Raw genomic sequence first — 17,780 nt, forward strand, 5'->3', positions numbered from 1 at the left:
GGCGTGCTGCGCCTCGGTCGCCTTCTCGCTCGGGCCGCGCCGCACCTGCTCACGCAGCTCGTGCAACTCGGCGACCCGGCCACGAGTATCGGCCGGCCCGTCAGCGTCGGCGGGGGCCCCGTCCAGCACCGTCATCTCGAACTCCAAGGTATGAGGCGAGTGTCCGAGCAGTCGGTGTCGGCTTGTCTCCCCCGGCTGCGATTCGCATCTTCACCTATGACAGTACGAGGGGTGACCACTCGGTTTCGGCGTTGATTCCGTACAAGGTCAAGGCTGATTACATGTCGGAGCCGTACAGAAGGGCTGCTGGGTACGGGTCGACAGGGGTCGACCCGGCGGTGGTGCCGAAGATCACTTCAGTGGCCATGTCAAGACCTGCCGGGGTGATCAGCTGATCGGGTGATTGCGCAGCTCAGATCGGGTGCGGGGGGCGCGCGAGGGAGCTTGCGGCTGGCCGCGGGCGACGGCTGGCCCGGGTCGCCGGGAGCGGTACGGGGAGCCGGGCCCGCCGATCGGGCTCGTAGGGATGCGCCAAAAAATTAGTAGAGAGCGCTGCTCAGGCCCTCGGCCGGCCCGTGCCGTCCTCGGGGAGCTCGTCCTCCGGCCGGTCCGTGCCGCGCAGCTCCTGCTCGCGGCGGCGCAGGTCGGCCTCCCACTGGGCGAGCATCGCCTCGTGCTGCTTGTTCTGCCGGCCCAGCGAGGCCAGGAAGGCGGGATCGTCGTCGGGCGCGAGGGGACGGGCGCCAGTGCGCTCGGCAGAGGCCTCGCCGGACTCGCCGGACGGCCACGACAGCCGCTCGCCCGCGCGCACCCCGGCCGCACCACGCCGCCGGCCCGCCGCCAGCCAGGCGATCGGGCCGATCAGCACTTCGCCGAAGAGCAGAATGATGATCACCCAGACCACCTTGGGCAGGTGGCGCACCTCTTCTTCCGGCGTGGTCAGGCAGTCGATGAACGCCCAGAGCCACAGGCCGAACACGACGACGAACGGCAGCAACCTCAGCACGGCGCTCTCCCCGACAGCTGGCGGGCCTGACAAGGCCGCCGGACGGCAGCGGGGACCCTCTTGACCAGCTCAGGCTAGCGCGTACCCGATACTTGCTGGCATGGCATACGACGATCTCCGCTCGTTTCTGCGGGCTCTCGAACGAGACGGTGACCTCAAGCGCATCAAGGCGGAGGTCGACCCCCATCTGGAGATCGGGGAGATCGTCGATCGGGTCCAGAAGGCCAAGGGCCCGGCGCTGCTCTTCGAGAACGTCAAGGGCTCCTCGATGCCGCTGGCGATGAACGTCTTCGGCACCGAGCGCCGGCTCGCCAAGTCGCTCGACCTCAAGGGCCCGGAGGAGATCGCCGAGAAGATCGCCGGCCTGCTGAAGCCCGAGCTGCCGCACGGCTTCACCGGCTTCCGGGACGCCTTCGGCAAGCTCGCCTCGATGGCCCACGTGCCGCCGCGCAAGGTCAAGGCGACCGAGGCGCCGGTCCAGGAGGTCGTGCTGACCGGGGACGACGTCGACCTCGACGCGCTGCCCGCGCTCTTCACCTGGCCCCAGGACGGCGGGTCCTTCTTCAACCTGGGCCTGACCCACACCAAGGACCCCGACACCGGCATCCGCAACCTCGGCCTCTACCGCCTCCAGCGGCACGACAAGCGGACCATCGGCATGCACTGGCAGATCCACAAGGACAGCCGCAACCACTACGCGGTGGCCGCCAAGCGCGGCGAGCGCCTGCCGGTCGCCATCGCCTTCGGCTGCCCGCCGGTCGTCACGTACGCGGCCACCGCGCCGCTGCCGGGCGACATCGACGAGTACCTCTTCGCGGGCTTCGTGGCCGGCGAGCGGGTGAAGATGGTCGACTGCAAGACCGTCCCGCTCCAGGTCCCGGCGGACGCCGAGGTGGTCCTGGAGGGCTGGCTGGAGCCCGGCGAGATGCTCCCCGAGGGCCCGTTCGGTGATCACACCGGTTTCTACACGCCGCAGGAGCCGTTCCCGGCGCTCACCATCGACTGCGTGACGATGCGCCGCCGCCCGATCCTGCAGTCCATCGTGGTCGGCCGGCCGCCGACCGAGGACGGCCCGCTGGGCAAGTTCACCGAGCGGTTCTTCCTGCCGCTTCTGAAGATCATCATCCCGGACATCGTCGACTACGACCTGCCCGAGGCCGGCGGCTTCCACAACTGCGTGATCGTCTCGATCGACAAGAAGTACCCCAAGCACGCGCAGAAGGTGATGCACGCCATCTGGGGCGCCCACATGATGTCGCTGACCAAGCTGATCATCGTGGTGGACGCCGACTGCAACGTCCACGACTACCAGGAGGTGGCCTGGCGGGCGCTGGGCAACACCGACTACAGCCGCGACCTGTCCGTGGTCGAGGGCCCGGTGGACCACCTGGACCACGCCTCCTACCAGCAGTTCTGGGGCGGCAAGGCGGGCATCGACGCGACCCGCAAGCTCCCCGAGGAGGGCTACACCCGCGACGGCGGCTGGCCCGAGATGGTCACCTCCGACCCCGCCACCGCGGCGCTGGTCACCGAGCGCTGGAAGGAGTACGGACTGTGAGCACGACCGCCGAAGCGTTCGAGGCCCCGCCGAACAAGGCCAAGGCCTTCCTGCGCCTGGTCCTGATCGAGCACTCGGTCTTCGCCCTCCCGTTCGCCTACATCGCCACGCTGACCGCGATGTTCCTGGCCGACAAGCGGGTGCACTGGGGCGAACTGCTGATCGTCACCGTCGCTATGGTGAGCCTGCGGACCTTCGCGATGGCCGCCAACCGGATCATCGACCGCGAGATCGACGCCCGGAACCCGCGCACGGCCGGCCGCGAGCTGGTCACCGGCGCGGTCTCGCTGCGCACCGCGTACACCGGCTCGGCGATAGCGCTGCTGGTCTTCCTGGGCGCGGCCGCGCTGCTCAACCCGCTCTGCCTGGCGCTGGCGCCGGTCGCGGTGGTGCCGATGGTGGTCTACCCGTACGGCAAGCGCTTCACCGACTTCCCGCACGCGATCCTGGGCCTGGCCCAGGCGATGGGCCCGGTCGGCGCCTGGCTGGCCGTCACCGGGTCGTGGTCCTGGGACGCGGTGGTGCTCGGTCTCGCGGTCGGCATCTGGATCGGCGGCTTCGACCTGATCTTCGGCTGCCAGGACGTCGCCGCCGACCGCGCGGACGGGGTGCGCTCGGTGCCCGCCCGCTTCGGCGTCGCCACTGCGCTGTACGGCGCGCGCGGCTGCCACGTCGTCACCACCGGCCTGCTGGCCTGGTACGGCGTGCTCACCCACGCGGGACCGGCCTTCTTCGTCGGGCTGGTCGTGGTGATCGCCGCGTTCCTGTACGAGCACTCGATCGTCAAGCCGGGCGACCTGTCGCGGCTCAACCGGGCGTTCTTCACCACCAACGGGTTCGTCGGCATCTCGCTCTTCGCCTTCGCCCTGCTCGACCTGATCCTGCGCGGCCTGCGGATCGGCTGAGATTCCTTTGGGAGCCCCTGCGCGGCCGGTGCAAAATCCCGGCCGCGCGGGGGCTTCTGCGCGATGATTCCGGTACCTGAGCCCGGAGGAGATCGCGATGATCGGCACCCTGCAGTGCGTCCTTCTCGACTGTCACTACCCGGCCGCGCTGGCCCGGTTCTACGCCGCCCTGCTCGGCGGCGAGATCGACCGGCCGGACCCGCGCTTCGTGCTGGACGAGGACTGGTCCACCCTGCACACCCCGACCGGCCCGGTCCTCGCCTTCCAGCGGGTCGCCGACTTCCACCCACCGCAGTGGCCCGACCCGGCCCACCCGCAGCAGTTCCACCTCGACATCGGCGTCCCCGACCTGGACGCCGCCGAGCGCGAGGTGATCGCCCACGGCGCCGCCCCGCTGCGCCGCGACACGACCTGGCGCGTCTACGCGGATCCGGCGGGACATCCCTTCTGTCTCGTCCACGAGCCCAGTTCTTCAACGCAGTAGCCTCGCAGGACACTCTCCGAGGGCTGACATCACCCGATGGAGTGGATGTGATGAAGCCCTCGCCAGCTTCGCCGCCCGGCCCTCTTGCTGATGTGGCCAGACCGGCTAGAGTGAGAGCACTCCTCCCCGCCGTCCGGGCTCAGCCCGCACTGGCGGGGATTATTATTTCCCGGGACAGCTCAGCTCTCCGACCGGGGGATCGCGTGCCAGACCGCGTCGTCGTGTTCTTCGACTACCAGAACGTCTACATGGGTGCGCGCCGTAGGTTCCACGACGCATGGGAACCTGCACCATGTGGGCAGTTCGACCCGGTGGAGTTGGCTCAGTACATCGCTCGGGACAGCCCTTTCGATCGTGAGTTGGCGCAGGTCCGTATCTACCGCGGGCAGCCGGATTCGACGAAGCAGCCGGGCTCGTACGGTGCGTCCCGCCGTCAGCACGCCCGGTGGCAGCGTGATCCTCTGGTCCATCTGGTGACACGGCCGCTGCGGTATCCGCAGAACTGGCCGAACCAGCAGCCTGGCGAGCGCCCGCAGGAGAAGGGCATCGACGTACAGCTGACCCTCGACTTCGCGGTCATGGCGGCTCGGGGTCAGTACGACGTGGGGATCATGATGTCGACGGACACCGACCTCAAGCCTGCGTTGGAGTTCGTAGCAGACCTGACTCGTCAGGACGGGAAGCCGCGCGCGGAGGTTGCCGCCTGGTCAGCCGCCGGTCAGCACTCGCCTCGACTCTCGATCGCGGGCAAGCCGCCGCTGTACTGCCACTGGGTCGGAGAGGATATCTACCGTCGAGTGAAGGACACGACCGACTACACCAAGACACCGTAGAAGCCCCCTGGCGCGAGGTTGACTTGGTGGATGTCCCACCGGGTGAGCAGCGACTATCGGCGATCCAGCAGGCCTACTGTTCTGCCTCGTGCACGAGCCGGCTGAACCGGCTACCGGTGCCGTACTGACAGATGACTGATTCGGTTTCCTGTCACCTCCACCAGACTCAGGGCAGCGGACGGAACACCCCGGCCGCAGCAACGAGTTGCAGGAGCCCCAGATGCCGTACTTCGAGACCACCGACGGAACCCGGCTCGCCTACGAGGACTACGGGACCGGCCGACCCGTCATCTTCAACGCGAGCTGGACGCTCAACGCGGACATGTGGGAGCGCCAGATCCCGTACTTCGCGGCGCGCGGCTACCGCTGCATCGCACTGGACCGGCGCGGCCACGGCCGCTCCGAGCGCTCGTCGACCGGCTACGACCTGGACACCACCGCCGACGACCTGGCCGCCCTGATCGAGCACCTGGACCTGCGCGACGCGGTGCTGGTCGGCCACTCGATGGGCGGCGCGGAGGCGGCCCACTACCTGGCGCGGCACGGCGAGGACCGGGTCTCCCGGGTCGCGTTCGTGTCGGCGACCCTCCCGTTCGTGATGCGGACCGAGGACAACCCGGCCGGCGTCCCGGAGGAGATCCTGGCCGCCGGTCTGGATGACCTGCGCCGCGACCGGCTGAACTGGTTCACCCGTCAGTCCCAGCTCTTCTTCGCCACCCAGCTGGGCAACGTGGTGAGTCCAGCGGCCATCGACGCGACCATCCAGCAGAGCCTGACCGCCTCACCGTGGGCCAGCGTGCAGCTCATGGACGCCCTGTGCCGCACCGACTTCCGGGACGGGCTGCGCAGGATCACCATCCCCGCCCTGATCATCCACGGCGTCGCGGACTTCTCCGCGAACATCGACCTGACGGCGAGGAGGACGGCCGAGCTGATCCCGGGCAACGTCTACAAGGAGTACCCGACCGCCGGCCACGGCCTGTTCATGACGCACGCGGACGAACTGAACGAGGATCTGCTGAAGTTCATCGATGCCTGACGCGATGGGTCAGCCGGTGTCCTGCTCGTCTGACTCGGTCCGATGGCGCGGACACCGGCAACTCGGCCAGTTGAGCGGGTCGTGCGGGGCCCAATCGGCCTCGACGACCTCACTCCACGACACTTCGACGCGCTCCCCGGCGGTGGTGAGCCGGTAGGTCCGGATGGTCATCGAACTCCTCCGACGGCTCACGCGGTCAATCTCCCTCGCAGAGCGGACAGTTCGGCCACCCGAGCGGACATCGGCGGACCACCGGCCGTCCGGCCCTTAGCGCGACCAACCAGCGCCTGGCCAAGCCCATGACATTCACGGCTGCGCATAGTTGGCCCCCACCCGAACGACCTTGGCGAGCAGCAGGATCACGTCCGGCCGAGCGGCCCCGAGGTCGATGAGGTAGACCCCGGTCAGCTTGCCGGAGTGCCAGTCCACGCCGAGCGAGGGGAGGACGATGCCGGCCAGTTCGAGCGCGGCGATCAACTCGGCGAGGGCGTCGGCAACTTGCTGCCGCGCTTCGACCGTCCGCCGGTCGAGGTGAGATGCCATGGGGAGGCTCCGTTCGTAGAGGTTTGTCACCGACTGTGCCTCAATCGTGGCTCTTCGGAGTTACTCTCGACAGTGGTACCGCGTCCCAGACCCTGGGATCGGGAGTTGCGAAAGGGGCCACCAGCCGATGGGCTTCAAGCCGAACGACCTGTACCCGGAACGCTCGAACCGTGATCTCTATGGCTACGAGATCCGGTCGCGGCGCTACCGTGCCAACATGTCGCTCACGCGACTGGCGGACATCCTGAAGTTCAGCAAGTCCCACCTGGCCCGCATCGAGACGGCCGAGTCCCTCCCGCCGCCCGGCCTCTCCGAGGCGTTGGACGCGGCGTTCGGGACAGACGGCATCTTCGTCCGCCTCTACCCGCTCGCAAGACGCGAGGAATTCCCGGACCGCTACCGGCGGTTCATGGATCTGGCGGCGAAGGCGGCGGTCCACGAGAGCTTTACCCTGGCTGTGCCGGGTCTGCTTCAGACAGCCGACTACGCGCGGGTCGCACTCCGTTCGGGAAATCCGCACGAGGCTGAGCAGGAGACCGACGACAAGGTCAGGGCTCGACTCAACCGCCAGGCGCGCATTCACGGACCCAGTCCGGCGCGCTACTGGTTCGTCCTGGACGAGTCCGCCCTGCGTAGACCGGTCGGTGACGCCAAGGTGATGTGCGATCAGATGGATTCGCTTCTGCGCAACATGTCCCGGTCTCACGTGACGGTACAGATCCTGCCGTTCTCTTCGGGAGTGCATGCCGAGATGGGCGGTTCGCTGACCCTCTTGACCTCCCCGGAACGCACGGTGGTCGCCTACCTTGAAGGCAGCCGGTCAGGGCAACTTGAAGAGGACCCGGGCACTGTCATCGCCTACCAGGAGTCATACGATCTCCTGAGAGCGCAGGCCTTGTCGCCCAAGGCCTCTGCGGCGATGATCAGAGCGGCAATGGAGGAGTACGAGCGCGATGCGACCCGACTCACAGCCCGCCCGGTGGCGGAAGAGTAGCTACAGCAACAACGACGGCGGGGACTGCATCGAGGTCGATGATGCGAACCCCGGCCGTGTCCGCGACTCCAAGAACCCCGGCGGCCCCTGCCTTCATTTCGCCCCCGCCGCCTGGCAGTTGTTCGTTACGGATGTTCGTGAAGGCAGCTTCGACTCAGTCTGAGGAGTGCGAACGTGACGCGAGCCCGCTGGCGAAAGAGCAGCTACAGCAACCCTGATGGCGGCGACTGCATCGAAGTGGACGACGCGAACCCCGGTCGTGTCCGCGACTCCAAGGATCCAGACGGTCCTGGCCTCGGCTTCACTCCTGCTACTTGGCAGGTGTTCGTGGCAGGGGTTCGGGCCGGCGACTTCGACGCAGTCTGAGGAGCGCGACCACGATGCGAAGCCACCCGCACCCCGCCTGCTGGCGGAAGAGCAGCTACAGCAACGCCGACGGCGGGGACTGCATCGAGGTCGATGATGCGAACCCCGGTCGCGTCCGGGATTCGAAGCACCCGGACGGCCCCCGCCTCGACTTCACCCCCGCCGCCTGGCAGTCGTTCGTCGCAGCTGCCCGAGAAGGCAACTTCGATGCAGTCTGAGGAGCGCGAACGTGACGCAAGCCCGGTGGCGGAAGAGCAGCTACAGCAACAATGACGGCGGCGAGTGCATCGAGGTCGATGACGCGAACCCCGGTCGTGTCCGCGACTCCAAGGACCCCGACGGTCCCCACCTCTGTTTCACTCCTGTCGCCTGGCATGTATTCGTGGCAGGCGTTCTGGCCAGCGACTTCGGCTCAGTCTGAGGAGTGCGAAAGTGGTGAGATCCCGGTGGCGGAAGAGTAGCCACAGCAACGGCGACGGCGGCGCGTGCATCGAGGTGGACGACGCGAACCCCGGTCGCGTCCGCGACTCCAAGGACCCCGACGGTCCCCACCTCCACTTCACTCCCGCCGCCTGGCAGTCGTTCGTCGCCGCCGCCCGGGACGGGCGCCTAAGTGGCTCCCCGCCTGTCCCAGGCTCCGCGCATGGGACGAGCAGGCGGTGACTTTCCGTAGGAAGTCGTTTACACACTGCGCCGACTGAGGCATGATCGGCTCCGTGGGGCCGTCCGGCCGTCACAGGTTGAACGCACCCCGAGGGAGCAGTCATGGCTGAGCGGCAGAGCGGCACAGTGAAGTGGTTCAACGATGAGAAGGGCTTCGGGTTCATCACCCCCGATGGCGGCAGCGCGGACCTCTTCGTGCACTTCCGGGCGATCCAGGGCAACGGCTTCAAGTCACTGGTGGAGGGCCAGAAGGTGACCTTCATCGCCGTCCAGGGCCAGAAGGGCATGCAGGCCGACGAGGTCCAGCCCGAGGGCTGAGCGCTCATCCCAGCCGCAGGCGGTCGCCCACCCGCAATGACCCGGCTGCGCTGACGGTGGCCAGCGCGTCCAGCCGGTTGCCATGTGCCCCGGCGAGCGTGCGCAGGATCTCGGGGGCGTGCGGCAGGCCGGGTTGGGCGACGCCCGTCATCACGCAGCGCTCGCTGGAGCGGACGAAGGCCAGCCGGGCGCCGGAGGTGAACTGGCCCTCGGCCCCGAACCATTCGTCCTCGACGAACGGCGGGGTGCCCGGCGGCGTGCGCAGCACGATGTTGGGGCGGAACCGCCGCTCGTCCACCATGGCGCTGGGGACGGCCTCGCGGACCCAGTCCAGGGTGGCCGTGGTGAGCAGGCTGACGGGCAGCTGGTCGAAGTGCGAGATCTCGTCCTCGCGGGCCAACTCGACGTCCTCGCGCTGGAGGTAGGCGCGCAGGAAGGCGTTCGGGTCGGCCACCGGGCGGCCGAGCGGGTCGAGCAGGTCGGGGCCGTCGAGGCGGTGCCCGAGCCGCGAGCCGAGTCGGAGCAGCCCGTCCATCCGGCGGAACCGCCGGGTGTTCTTGCCCGAGCCGAACTTCCCCTCCCCGTCCCGCACCGCGTACAACCGGTCGCCGGCCAGGCCTCGTCCGTCGACGGAGACCTCCGACAGGCGTTCACCGGCGGTGGATTTCACGGGGTAGCGCCAGAGCCGCTCGACCACTCCGATGATCTCTGCCATGGGCAGGCAGCCTATCCGGCGGGACGGGTGATGGTCTAGACCTATCGACAGCTCTGCGTCCGCCGACTCCGAAGGGATCACCGGGCGTTGGGGGTGACCGCGTGCTGCCTCCAGAAGGCAATGATCTGGTCCCGCTGGGTGTAGTACTCCGGGTCGGACTTCGTGGCGTTGCTCATCGGATGCGGAAGCCTGCGCTCCTTCCCGTCGGTGGTCCGGACCTTGAGCACGAGGACATTCCTCACGCGCTCCTCGTGTATGGAGGTGATGTCACTCCAGGGGCGCACAGTCGCGGGGAGGAAGAAGTGACGGATCTGGATTCCGCCGCCGCTGAGGGTGATTCGCTGACCGAAGATCGCCAACGCCAGCAGCACCAGCAGCGCCAGGTCGATACCGATGGTGAAGACGGGGGTGCGATGGAGGCGCAGAGTCGCCATGGTGCAGAAGAAGATGGCGAGCAGGGCCTGCCGTACGAAGATCGAGCGAGCCTGGCGACGCGGGATGCTGAAGATCAAAGTGTCCACCGCTGGACCCTACTGACCCGTACGCGTCACCGACAGCCCTTATCCCCGACGCTTGCCCGCCGCCTTGGCACCCTTCGCCGCCCGGGCCTGCTTGCGCCAGTACGCGATGACCTGGTCCCGGTGCGCCGGGAACTCCGGGTCGGGGTTGCTGGCGGTGTTGACCGGATACGGCAGGGTGTACTCCTTGCCGCCGGTCGTCCGCACCGTCATCAGCGAGGTGCTGCGCGCCTGCTTCTCGGCCACCGACGCGATCTCGCTCCACGGGCGCAGCCGCATCGGGACGAAGAAGCGGTGGACCCGCAGGCCCTCGCTGCTGAGCGTGGTCCGGCCGCCGGCCGCGCCCAGGGCGAAGAGCGCGACCATCAGCGACATCACGGAGACCAGCAGCACCGTGTTGCTGTGGTTGACCACGAGGGAGACCGCGGTGAGGCTGCCGAAGAGCAGCACGATCCGGGCCGTGAAGCGCAGCAGACGGCCGGGCGAGAGGGTGAAAGTCAGGGTGTCCACCTGAGGGAGGGTACTTACTCGCTGGTCACAGGCCTGACCCCCTCACATCACAGTTCAGCCGACCTTTGCCACCGCGCGGATCGGCGCCCCGTCGGCGGCCGCCAGCCGCAGCGGGAAGAGGCTGACCGAGATCGCCCGGTCGCGCGCCTGCGCCTCCAGCAGCTGCGTCAGGTCGGTGAGGTTCTCCGCGATCACCGCGCCGCCGTCGGCCCCGAGCAGGACCCGGTGGGCGGCCAGCGTGGGCTCCTCGGCCGTCGGTGCGCCGTCGTGCTCGTCGGCGAGGCCGGCCAGCAGGACGGCGACGGCCGGGTCGGCCGGTCCGGGGTCGGGCGTGGGGTCGATGCTCAGCGCGTCCACGCCCACCGTCCGGACGCCCGCCGCCACGATCGCCTCCGCCGCGGCGGGGCTGAGGTAGGGGTGGGCGAGGTAGCGGTCGGTGCCCCAGAAGCGCGGCCAGCCGGTGGCGAGCAGCAGCACAGCGCCCGGCGTCACCCGGGCCAGCGCGGGCGCCAGCTGCTCGGGGGTGACCGCCGTCCGGGCCGGCAGTGCGCGCAGGTCCGCGATCACCGCGGGGCCGGTGAACAGCTCCAGTGGCAGCCCGTCCAGCGTCGGCCAGGTGACGTCCACGTGGTACGGCGCGTCCACGTGCGTGCCGGACTGCGAGCCGAGGTGCACGCTCAGCACGTTCACCCCGGCGGTGTCGGTGGTCAGCGCCGGGCGCAGCGCGACCTCGGGGTCGCCGGGGTAGACGGGCATGCCGGTGGTGACCTGGTGGGTGAGGTCGACCAGGATCGGGGCCGGTGCGGCCGGCGGCTGTGCGGTCGGTGCCTGGGTGGCGGTCACAGGCCCATCCTCCCGCGTCGAAGGCTCTAGGGTGCGAGGTATGGGCAAGGAAACAGACGGCGTGCGGCGGCCGTGGGTGGTCGGGGTGTCGGGCGCGTCGGGGACCCCGTACGCCGCGTCGGTGCTCCGGGCGCTGCTGGCGGCGGGTGAGGCGGTGGACCTGGTGGTCAGCAGGGCCGCCCGGCTGACCATCCTGGACGAGACCGGCATCGCGTTCCGGGACGCCTACTGGCAGCAGGATCTCGCCCTGTGGCTGGGCCAGGAAGTCGAGAACGTCCGCTACTGGCCCGCCGGCGACTTCGCCGCCGGCCCGTCCAGCGGCTCGTACCCGGCCAAGGGCATGCTGGTGGTGCCCGCGACCACCGGCGCGGTGGCCGGGATCGCGCTCGGCCTGAGCAAGGACCTGCTCCAGCGGGCCGCCGCCGTCACCCTCAAGGAGCGCCGCCCGCTGGTGGTCTGCGTCCGGGAGACGCCGCTCGACGGAGTGACGCTGCGCCACCTCGTCGAGCTGGATGCGGCCGGCGCCGTCGTGCTGCCCGCCTCGCCGGGTTTCTACGCGGGGGGCTCCACCGCCCGGGAGTTGGTGGACTTCGTGGCCGGCCGGGTGCTCGACGCGGTCGGGGTGGAGCACGCGCTCTACCGGCGCTGGGGGGGCGAACTGGGTGCCGCGAGGGCGGAGGGGGCGTAGGAACCCCCGCGCCGGGAGAGTATGTTCTCTGCGATATCCGGGTTGGTCCGCGGGCGGGCCCTTGGAATCCGGATAATGATCTCTGGGTCTGGCAAGGTTCGGAAGGACGCGGACGGTTTATGGACACGGTGGACAGGCAGCTCATTCAGGCGCTTCGCGAGAACGGTCGCGCCTCCTATGCCGAACTGGGCCGTCTGGTAGGCCTGTCGGGACCTAGCGTCACGGACCGGATCAACCGCCTGGAGCAGGCGGGAGTGATCACCGGCTACCGCGCCACCGTCAATCCGGCCTCGCTCGGCTTCGGGGTCACCGCCCTGATCGGGCTTCAGTTGACCGACGCCGCCGACCACGAGGACGTCGCGCACCGGCTGAAGGACCTCGGCGAGGTCGAGGACTGCTGGTTCATCGCGGGCGACGACTCGTACATGCTCAAGGTCCGGGTCTCCGACGTCGAGGGCCTGGAGTCCGTCGTCAAGCGCCTCTCCGGCACCAAGGGCGTGGCCCGCACCCGCACCACGGTTGTTCTGTCCACCAAGTGGGAGAACCGCGTCAGCGAACTGCCCCTCGACACAGGAGAGTGAGTCCGGCATGGCCCTGGTCAGCCTGGAGGAATTGCGCGCAGCTCAGCGGCGGATAGCGGGGGTGGCCGTTCGCACCCCGCTGATGCCCTGCCCGTGGGCCGAGGACGGCAACCGCCGCCTCTGGCTCAAGCCCGAGAACCTCCAGCCCACCGGAGCGTTCAAGATCCGCGGCGCCTACAACCGGCTGGCCGCGCTCACCGAGGCCGAGCGGGCCCGCGGTGTGGTCGCCCAGTCCAGCGGGAACCACGCGCAGGCGATCGCCTACGCCGCGCAGCTGCTCGGCATCAAGGCCGTCATCGTGATGCCGGACACCTCGCCCGCGGTCAAGGTGGAGAACACCCGCGCGTTCGGCGCCGAGGTGATCCTCGTCGCCCCCGCCGACCGGGACACCGTGCCGGCCGAGCTGACGGAGCGCCACGGCTACGTCTGGGTGCCGCCGTACGACGATCCGTACATCATCGCGGGCCAGGGCACGGTGGGCCTGGAGATCGGCGAGGACGCCCCGGACGAGCTGGACACCGTGCTGGTCCCGGTCAGCGGCGGCGGACTGATCGGCGGCACGGCCGCGGCGATCAAGCTCACCACCCCCGGCGTGCGGGTGATCGGCGTCGAACCCGAGCTGGCCGCCGACGCGACCGAGAGCTTCCGCACCGGCGAACGGGTGGTCTGGCCGGTCGCCGACACCTACCGCACCCTCGCCGACGGGCTGCGCACCCCCTCGCTCGGGGAGCTCAACTTCGAGCACCTCCAGGCGTACGTGGACGACATGGTGACGGTGACCGAGAAGGAGATCCGCGACGCGGTCGCGGTGCTGGCCCGGCGCGGCCGCCTGGTCGCCGAGCCGTCCGGCGCCGTCACCACCGCCGCCTACCTCTACCGCGGCGCCGAACTGGGCGGCCGGGTCTTCGCGGCCGTCGTCAGCGGCGGCAACGTGGAGCCCACGGTGCTGTCGGAGTTGCTGGCCGCGTAGGCGTAGTCTCGGTTGCGGCCGCTTTTCGGCCATCGGATCCAAGGACGAGGAGGCGGGTCGCCGCATGGACGCAGGGCTCAAGCGGGAGCTGGAGGCGAAGGTCTACGCGGGTGAGCGACTGACCCGCGAGGACGGCATCGCCCTGTACGACAGCGACGACCTGGCCTGGCTGGGCGGCCTGGCGCACCACGTGCGGACGCAGAAGAACGGCGACGTCGTCGTCTTCAACGTCAACCGCCACCTCAACATGACCAACGTCTGCGCGGCCTCCTGCGCGTACTGCTCGTTCCAGCGCAAGCCGGGCGAGAAGGACGCGTACACCATGCGGATCGAGGAGGCCGTCCGGCTCGCCAAGGCGATGGAGGTGGACTCGCTCACCGAGCTGCACATCGTCAACGGCCTGCACCCCACGCTGCCCTGGCGCTACTACCCGCGCAGCCTGCGCGAGCTGAAGGCGGCGCTGCCGAACGTCTCGCTGAAGGCGTTCACGGCCACCGAGATCCACTGGTTCGAGAAGATCAGCGGCCTGACCGCCTCCGAGATCCTGGACGAGCTGATCGACGCCGGCCTGGAGTCGCTGACCGGCGGCGGCGCGGAGATCTTCGACTGGGAGGTCCGCCAGCACATCGTCGACCACGACACCCACTGGGAGGACTGGTCGCGGATCCACCGCCTGGCTCACAGCAAGGGCCTCAAGACCCCCTCCACCATGCTCTACGGCCACATCGAGGAGCCCCGGCACCGGGTGGACCACGTGCTGCGGCTGCGTGAGCTGCAGGACGAGACCGGCGGCTTCCAGGTCTTCATCCCGCTGCGCTACCAGCACGACTTCCACGACTCCAAAGACGGCGTGGTCCGCAACAAGCTGATGGCCCGTACCGAGATGGCCACCGGCGCCGAGGCGCTGAAGACCTTCGCGGTCTCCCGGCTGCTCTTCGACAACGTGCCGCACGTGAAGGTCTTCTGGGTCATGCACGGCGTCACCACCTCGCAGCTGGCGCTCAGCCACGGCGCGGACGACATGGACGGCTCGGTCGTCGAGTACAAGATCACGCACGACGCGGACAACTTCGGCACGCCCAACAAGCTGAGCCGCGACGACCTGCTCGGCCTGATCCGGGACGCCGGGTTCCGCCCCGCCGAGCGGAACACCCGCTACGAGGTCATCCGCGAGTACGACGGCCCTGACCTGGGACGCCGTGAGGTCCCCCAGGCGATGCGGCTCTGACGGAGCGCCTCTTCACGAGGATTTATGGCACCTCGGGTTTCCCAACGAGGGTTCGATTTGCAAGGATCGATCGCATGTCCGGATCCCATCGTGCTTCTGTACAGCGCCGCCGCAGTGCCGGTCCCGCCGCCGCGGACCCGCCCGGCGGCGCTTCCGTACCGGGCCCGCGGCGACACGGACCGCCGTCGCAGCCGGGGCAGTCGCTGGGCCGGGGACGGCGCCGCAAGGCCCGCAAGCGCCGTGGCGCGGCCGGCGCGAGCGCGGTGGCGATGCTGGTGGCGGCCGCGCTGGGCTGGTTCACCGTCGGGCCCGGCGGCCTGCTCGCCGCGCACGGCAAGGACGCCGCCCTCTCGATGCCCGACGCGCCCGTGCCCACGGCGGACAGTGCGCCCTCGGCCGCCGGCGTCCCGGCCGACGCCGCCCACACCGACGCGCCCACCGCGGACCGCTCGGACCGGGCGGACGGCACCTTCGCGTCGATACCCGGCCTCGGCGCGGGCTTCAGCGCCAAGATCCCGGCCACCAGCAACCAGGTGGTGCTGGCCTCCGGCGCCGGCAAGGACTCCTCCGACTCCAGCGTCACGCTGTGGAGCCGCACCCCCGACGGCCGCTGGCGCCCGGGTGAGACCTGGACGGCCCACAACGGCTTCGCCGGCTGGACCGGCGACCACTCCAGCGGCGACCTGCGCAGCCCGATAGGCGTCTTCACGCTCAGCGACGCGGGCGGCCTCAAGGGCGACCCCGGCAGCCGCCTGCCGTACCACCAGGACAACGGCTTCGTGGCGAGCGGCACCGGCTTCTCGGGTGAGCCGCTGGCCGGTGCCTTCGACTACGTGGTCGCGATCGACTACAACCGGTTCACCGGGGACTCCCCGCTGGATCCCCGCGAGCCGATGGGCGCGGACAAGGGCGGCGGAATCTGGCTGCATGTCGACCACGGCGGGCCGACGCACGCCTGTGTCTCGCTCTCCCAGGACCATATGATCGAGTTGCTGAAGACCCTGGACCCGGCCGCGCACCCCGTGATCGCGATGGGTGACGCCACCTCACTGGCGGCTTGACCAGTTGATGACCTGCGGGGACCCGTTGCAGGACAAGGGGTCTTGTCGAGCCCCTACAGCATCCGGCTCGGTATCCTGTCACCGGCCGTGAGCAGCAGACGCCCGGGTAACGGGTTGAGTGGCACCATGACCGGTTCCCGCATCGTGGCGCTCGGCCACTACCAGCCGCCCAAGGTCCTCACCAACGACGACCTGGCCCAGGTGGTCGACACGGACGACGAGTGGATCCGCAGCCGAGTGGGCATCCGGCAGCGGCACATCGCGGTGGACGAGACCCTCGTCGACCTCGCAACAGAGGCCGCCCAGAAGGCGCTGGCCGCCAGCGGCCGGCGCGCCGACGAGATCGACCTCGTGGTCGTCGCGACCTGCACTGCCGTCGAGCGCAGCCCCAACACGGCCTGTGCCGTCGCGGCGCGCCTGGGCATCCCCGCGCCCGCGGCCTACGACATCAACACCGTCTGCTCCGGCTTCTCCTACGCACTGGCCACCGCCGACCACGCGATCCGCGCGGGCGCGGCCACCCGCGCACTGGTGATCGGCGCCGAGCGGATGTCCGACACCCTCGACTGGACCGACCGCACCACCGCCGTGATCTTCGCCGACGGCGCCGGCGCGGCCGTGATCGAGGCCCAGCCGGACGACGCGGAGCCGGGCATCGGCCCGGTGGTCTGGGGCTCCGAGCCCGAGAAGAACGACGCGGTGACCATCACCGGCTGGAAGCCGGTGATCAGCCAGCAGGGCCAGTCGGTCTTCCGCTGGGCCACCACGCAGATCGCCCCGCTGGCCCGGAAGACCTGCGAGAAGGCCGGCATCGACCCGAGCGAGCTCAAGGGCTTCGTGGCGCACCAGGCCAACCTGCGGATCATCGACGCGATCGCCAACAAGCTCGGCGCGCCGAACGCGGTGATCGCCCGCGACGTGGTCGACTCGGGGAACACCTCCGCGGCCTCCATCCCGCTGGCGCTGAGCAAGCTGGTGGAGCGCGGCGAGCTGACCACCGGGGACCCGGTGCTGCTCTTCGGCTTCGGCGGAGGCCTCGCCTACGCCGGCCAGGTCGTCCGCTGCCCCTAGATCCAAGCCGGACATGACGGTGGGCGGGACCCTTCCACGGGGTCCCGCCCACCGTCATGTCTGCGCTGGCGCGGTGCGGTACGTCGGCAAACCTCCCCCGAGGAGACACGGCCGCCGCCCGACGTTCCACCGGACAGGAGGCCGGGGCCACGCGCGAGCACAACTGGCTACTGCCGGGTTGTAGGACGGTCTACTTGGGCGCCTTCTTGCCAGTGACGCCCAGGTACACCAGGGGAGCGAGGGTGGGCTTCAGATCCTTGATCTTGACCCCCCAGGAGGTGAAGGCCTTCTGATGCTCCGCTGCCGAGGCCAGCAGCGAGATCAGGGACCCGGCGACGGCGGCGGCATCCTGCGCCCTGTCGGCCTGGCCCTTGGCCTGAAGGTCCTTGACGGCATCAGCGAGCGGCTTCGCCACCGAGTTGAGGACGGTCATGCGGATCTTGAAGAACCGCTTGTCCCCTTCCGCGGCACCGAGGGTGACCACACGCAGAATGGCGTCGTTCTTGCGCCAGAAGGCAAGGAATCCGTCCACCAGTTCTTCCGAGGTGGTGGTACCGGACTTTCCTGCCCAGGACTTTCCGTCGACGAGCTCTTTGAGCTCGACGCTGTCCTTGGCCATTTCCTCTGCGATCTCAAGGACTGCGCCCTCGACATCTGGGAAGTACTGATAGAAGGTCGCGGGGGAGGTTCCCGCCATACGGGCGACGTCGATGACCTTGACGTCCCGGTACGGCGACGTGCTGAGCATCTCGCGGAGGCAGTCGAGCAGCTTCTGCCGCGTCTCCTGTCCGCGTCGCCCGGCGACGCGACCGTCGACGGTGCGAACTTGTCCTGTCATGCCGTCAGCTTACCGCGCACCGATCATGGCGCGATTCGGTGATGCGAC

The 17,780-nt window shown here is 69.4% G+C and carries 26 protein-coding genes; 18 read left to right on the forward strand and 8 right to left on the reverse strand.

What is annotated here, in order from left to right; genetic code table 11:
• Positions 1 to 556: 556 nt before the first annotated feature.
• On the reverse strand, positions 557 to 1,006 hold the full coding sequence (locus P3T37_RS33890; protein ID WP_280727787.1) for a PLD nuclease N-terminal domain-containing protein: 450 nt from the start codon (positions 1,004 to 1,006) through the stop codon (positions 557 to 559).
• Between the two features lie 100 nt (positions 1,007 to 1,106).
• Here P3T37_RS33890 and P3T37_RS33895 point away from each other — a divergent pair, with 100 nt between their 5' ends.
• The 5 genes from P3T37_RS33895 to P3T37_RS33915 all read left to right on the forward strand — a co-directional run bounded on the left by P3T37_RS33895 (position 1,107) and on the right by P3T37_RS33915 (position 5,825).
• A complete protein-coding gene (locus P3T37_RS33895) occupies positions 1,107 to 2,564 on the forward strand; it encodes a menaquinone biosynthesis decarboxylase (protein ID WP_280727788.1) in 1,458 nt (485 codons plus the stop codon).
• Positions 2,561 to 3,469 carry a menaquinone biosynthesis prenyltransferase MqnP gene (gene mqnP, locus P3T37_RS33900; RefSeq protein WP_280727789.1) on the forward strand — a complete coding sequence of 303 codons (909 nt, stop codon included), beginning with the start codon at positions 2,561 to 2,563 and terminating at the stop codon, positions 3,467 to 3,469. Before P3T37_RS33895 ends, mqnP begins: the two co-directional genes overlap by 4 nt.
• Positions 3,470 to 3,566: 97 nt before the next feature.
• Positions 3,567 to 3,953: a VOC family protein gene (locus P3T37_RS33905; protein WP_280727790.1), complete on the forward strand. Its 387-nt coding sequence runs from the start codon at positions 3,567 to 3,569 to the stop codon at positions 3,951 to 3,953.
• 221 nt (positions 3,954 to 4,174) lie between these two features.
• Entirely contained in the window at positions 4,175 to 4,786 is a 612-nt protein-coding gene (locus tag P3T37_RS33910; RefSeq protein WP_280727791.1) for an NYN domain-containing protein, read from the forward strand.
• 220 nt (positions 4,787 to 5,006) lie between these two features.
• Positions 5,007 to 5,825, forward strand: a complete 819-nt coding sequence (locus P3T37_RS33915) for an alpha/beta hydrolase (RefSeq protein WP_280727792.1) — start codon at positions 5,007 to 5,009, stop codon at positions 5,823 to 5,825.
• Between the two features lie 9 nt (positions 5,826 to 5,834).
• Here P3T37_RS33915 and P3T37_RS33920 read toward each other — a convergent pair whose 3' ends face one another.
• Together P3T37_RS33920 and P3T37_RS33925 are read right to left on the reverse strand one after the other, a co-directional pair.
• On the reverse strand, positions 5,835 to 5,996 hold the full coding sequence (locus tag P3T37_RS33920) for a hypothetical protein (RefSeq protein WP_280727793.1): 162 nt from the start codon (positions 5,994 to 5,996) through the stop codon (positions 5,835 to 5,837).
• A 135-nt stretch (positions 5,997 to 6,131) separates the two neighbouring features.
• On the reverse strand, positions 6,132 to 6,368 hold the full coding sequence (locus tag P3T37_RS33925) for a hypothetical protein (RefSeq protein ID WP_280727794.1): 237 nt from the start codon (positions 6,366 to 6,368) through the stop codon (positions 6,132 to 6,134).
• Positions 6,369 to 6,495: 127 nt separating this feature from the next.
• Between P3T37_RS33925 and P3T37_RS33930 the strand changes: the two genes are divergently transcribed.
• From P3T37_RS33930 to P3T37_RS33960, 7 genes are all read left to right on the forward strand, one after another.
• Positions 6,496 to 7,362: a helix-turn-helix transcriptional regulator gene (locus P3T37_RS33930; RefSeq protein WP_280727795.1), complete on the forward strand. Its 867-nt coding sequence runs from the start codon at positions 6,496 to 6,498 to the stop codon at positions 7,360 to 7,362.
• Positions 7,322 to 7,525 carry a DUF397 domain-containing protein gene (locus tag P3T37_RS33935; protein ID WP_280727796.1) on the forward strand — a complete coding sequence of 68 codons (204 nt, stop codon included), beginning with the start codon at positions 7,322 to 7,324 and terminating at the stop codon, positions 7,523 to 7,525. The genes P3T37_RS33930 and P3T37_RS33935 overlap by 41 nt, the downstream gene beginning before the upstream one ends.
• Positions 7,526 to 7,536: 11 nt before the next feature.
• Entirely contained in the window at positions 7,537 to 7,728 is a 192-nt protein-coding gene (locus tag P3T37_RS33940) for a DUF397 domain-containing protein (protein WP_348533306.1), read from the forward strand.
• Between the two features lie 14 nt (positions 7,729 to 7,742).
• On the forward strand, positions 7,743 to 7,946 hold the full coding sequence (locus tag P3T37_RS33945; protein WP_280727797.1) for a DUF397 domain-containing protein: 204 nt from the start codon (positions 7,743 to 7,745) through the stop codon (positions 7,944 to 7,946).
• A gap of 11 nt (positions 7,947 to 7,957) precedes the next feature.
• Positions 7,958 to 8,149: a DUF397 domain-containing protein gene (locus tag P3T37_RS33950; protein ID WP_348533307.1), complete on the forward strand. Its 192-nt coding sequence runs from the start codon at positions 7,958 to 7,960 to the stop codon at positions 8,147 to 8,149.
• A 14-nt stretch (positions 8,150 to 8,163) separates the two neighbouring features.
• A complete protein-coding gene (locus P3T37_RS33955; protein ID WP_348533310.1) occupies positions 8,164 to 8,391 on the forward strand; it encodes a DUF397 domain-containing protein in 228 nt (75 codons plus the stop codon).
• A gap of 102 nt (positions 8,392 to 8,493) precedes the next feature.
• On the forward strand, positions 8,494 to 8,709 hold the full coding sequence (locus P3T37_RS33960) for a cold-shock protein (RefSeq protein ID WP_280727798.1): 216 nt from the start codon (positions 8,494 to 8,496) through the stop codon (positions 8,707 to 8,709).
• A gap of 4 nt (positions 8,710 to 8,713) precedes the next feature.
• On the opposite strand, the gene P3T37_RS33965 is transcribed toward P3T37_RS33960, so the two are convergent.
• From P3T37_RS33965 to P3T37_RS33980, 4 genes are all read right to left on the reverse strand, one after another.
• Entirely contained in the window at positions 8,714 to 9,424 is a 711-nt protein-coding gene (locus tag P3T37_RS33965; protein WP_280727799.1) for an MOSC N-terminal beta barrel domain-containing protein, read from the reverse strand.
• A 77-nt stretch (positions 9,425 to 9,501) separates the two neighbouring features.
• Complete coding sequence (locus P3T37_RS33970; protein WP_280727800.1) at positions 9,502 to 9,945, reverse strand: hypothetical protein; 444 nt, start codon at positions 9,943 to 9,945, stop codon at positions 9,502 to 9,504.
• Positions 9,946 to 9,984: 39 nt separating this feature from the next.
• Positions 9,985 to 10,452, reverse strand: a complete 468-nt coding sequence (locus P3T37_RS33975; protein WP_280727801.1) for a hypothetical protein — start codon at positions 10,450 to 10,452, stop codon at positions 9,985 to 9,987.
• A gap of 54 nt (positions 10,453 to 10,506) precedes the next feature.
• Positions 10,507 to 11,295, reverse strand: coding sequence for a cyclase family protein (locus P3T37_RS33980; protein ID WP_280727802.1), 789 nt, complete (start codon positions 11,293 to 11,295; stop codon positions 10,507 to 10,509).
• 40 nt (positions 11,296 to 11,335) lie between these two features.
• Between P3T37_RS33980 and P3T37_RS33985 the strand changes: the two genes are divergently transcribed.
• From P3T37_RS33985 to P3T37_RS34010, 6 genes are all read left to right on the forward strand, one after another.
• Positions 11,336 to 11,983 (forward strand): UbiX family flavin prenyltransferase, encoded by a 648-nt coding sequence (locus P3T37_RS33985; RefSeq protein ID WP_280727803.1) that lies wholly within the window; start codon positions 11,336 to 11,338, stop codon positions 11,981 to 11,983.
• Positions 11,984 to 12,102: 119 nt separating this feature from the next.
• Positions 12,103 to 12,564 (forward strand): Lrp/AsnC family transcriptional regulator, encoded by a 462-nt coding sequence (locus P3T37_RS33990; RefSeq protein WP_280727804.1) that lies wholly within the window; start codon positions 12,103 to 12,105, stop codon positions 12,562 to 12,564.
• A 7-nt stretch (positions 12,565 to 12,571) separates the two neighbouring features.
• Complete coding sequence (locus P3T37_RS33995; protein ID WP_280727805.1) at positions 12,572 to 13,534, forward strand: threonine/serine dehydratase; 963 nt, start codon at positions 12,572 to 12,574, stop codon at positions 13,532 to 13,534.
• A 64-nt stretch (positions 13,535 to 13,598) separates the two neighbouring features.
• Positions 13,599 to 14,762: an aminofutalosine synthase MqnE gene (gene mqnE / locus P3T37_RS34000; RefSeq protein ID WP_280727806.1), complete on the forward strand. Its 1,164-nt coding sequence runs from the start codon at positions 13,599 to 13,601 to the stop codon at positions 14,760 to 14,762.
• 74 nt (positions 14,763 to 14,836) lie between these two features.
• Positions 14,837 to 15,823: a L,D-transpeptidase family protein gene (locus P3T37_RS34005; RefSeq protein ID WP_348533308.1), complete on the forward strand. Its 987-nt coding sequence runs from the start codon at positions 14,837 to 14,839 to the stop codon at positions 15,821 to 15,823.
• A 126-nt stretch (positions 15,824 to 15,949) separates the two neighbouring features.
• A complete protein-coding gene (locus P3T37_RS34010) occupies positions 15,950 to 16,894 on the forward strand; it encodes a beta-ketoacyl-ACP synthase III (RefSeq protein WP_280727807.1) in 945 nt (314 codons plus the stop codon).
• A 190-nt stretch (positions 16,895 to 17,084) separates the two neighbouring features.
• Here P3T37_RS34010 and P3T37_RS34015 read toward each other — a convergent pair whose 3' ends face one another.
• The gene (locus P3T37_RS34015) at positions 17,085 to 17,732 is read right to left on the reverse strand and encodes a TetR family transcriptional regulator (protein ID WP_280727808.1); all 648 of its coding nucleotides are present in this window, start codon (positions 17,730 to 17,732) and stop codon (positions 17,085 to 17,087) included.
• Positions 17,733 to 17,780 lie beyond the last annotated feature (48 nt).

The sequence above is a fragment of the Kitasatospora sp. MAA4 genome, assembly GCF_029893355.1.
Taxonomy (GTDB): Bacteria; Actinomycetota; Actinomycetes; order Streptomycetales; family Streptomycetaceae; genus Kitasatospora.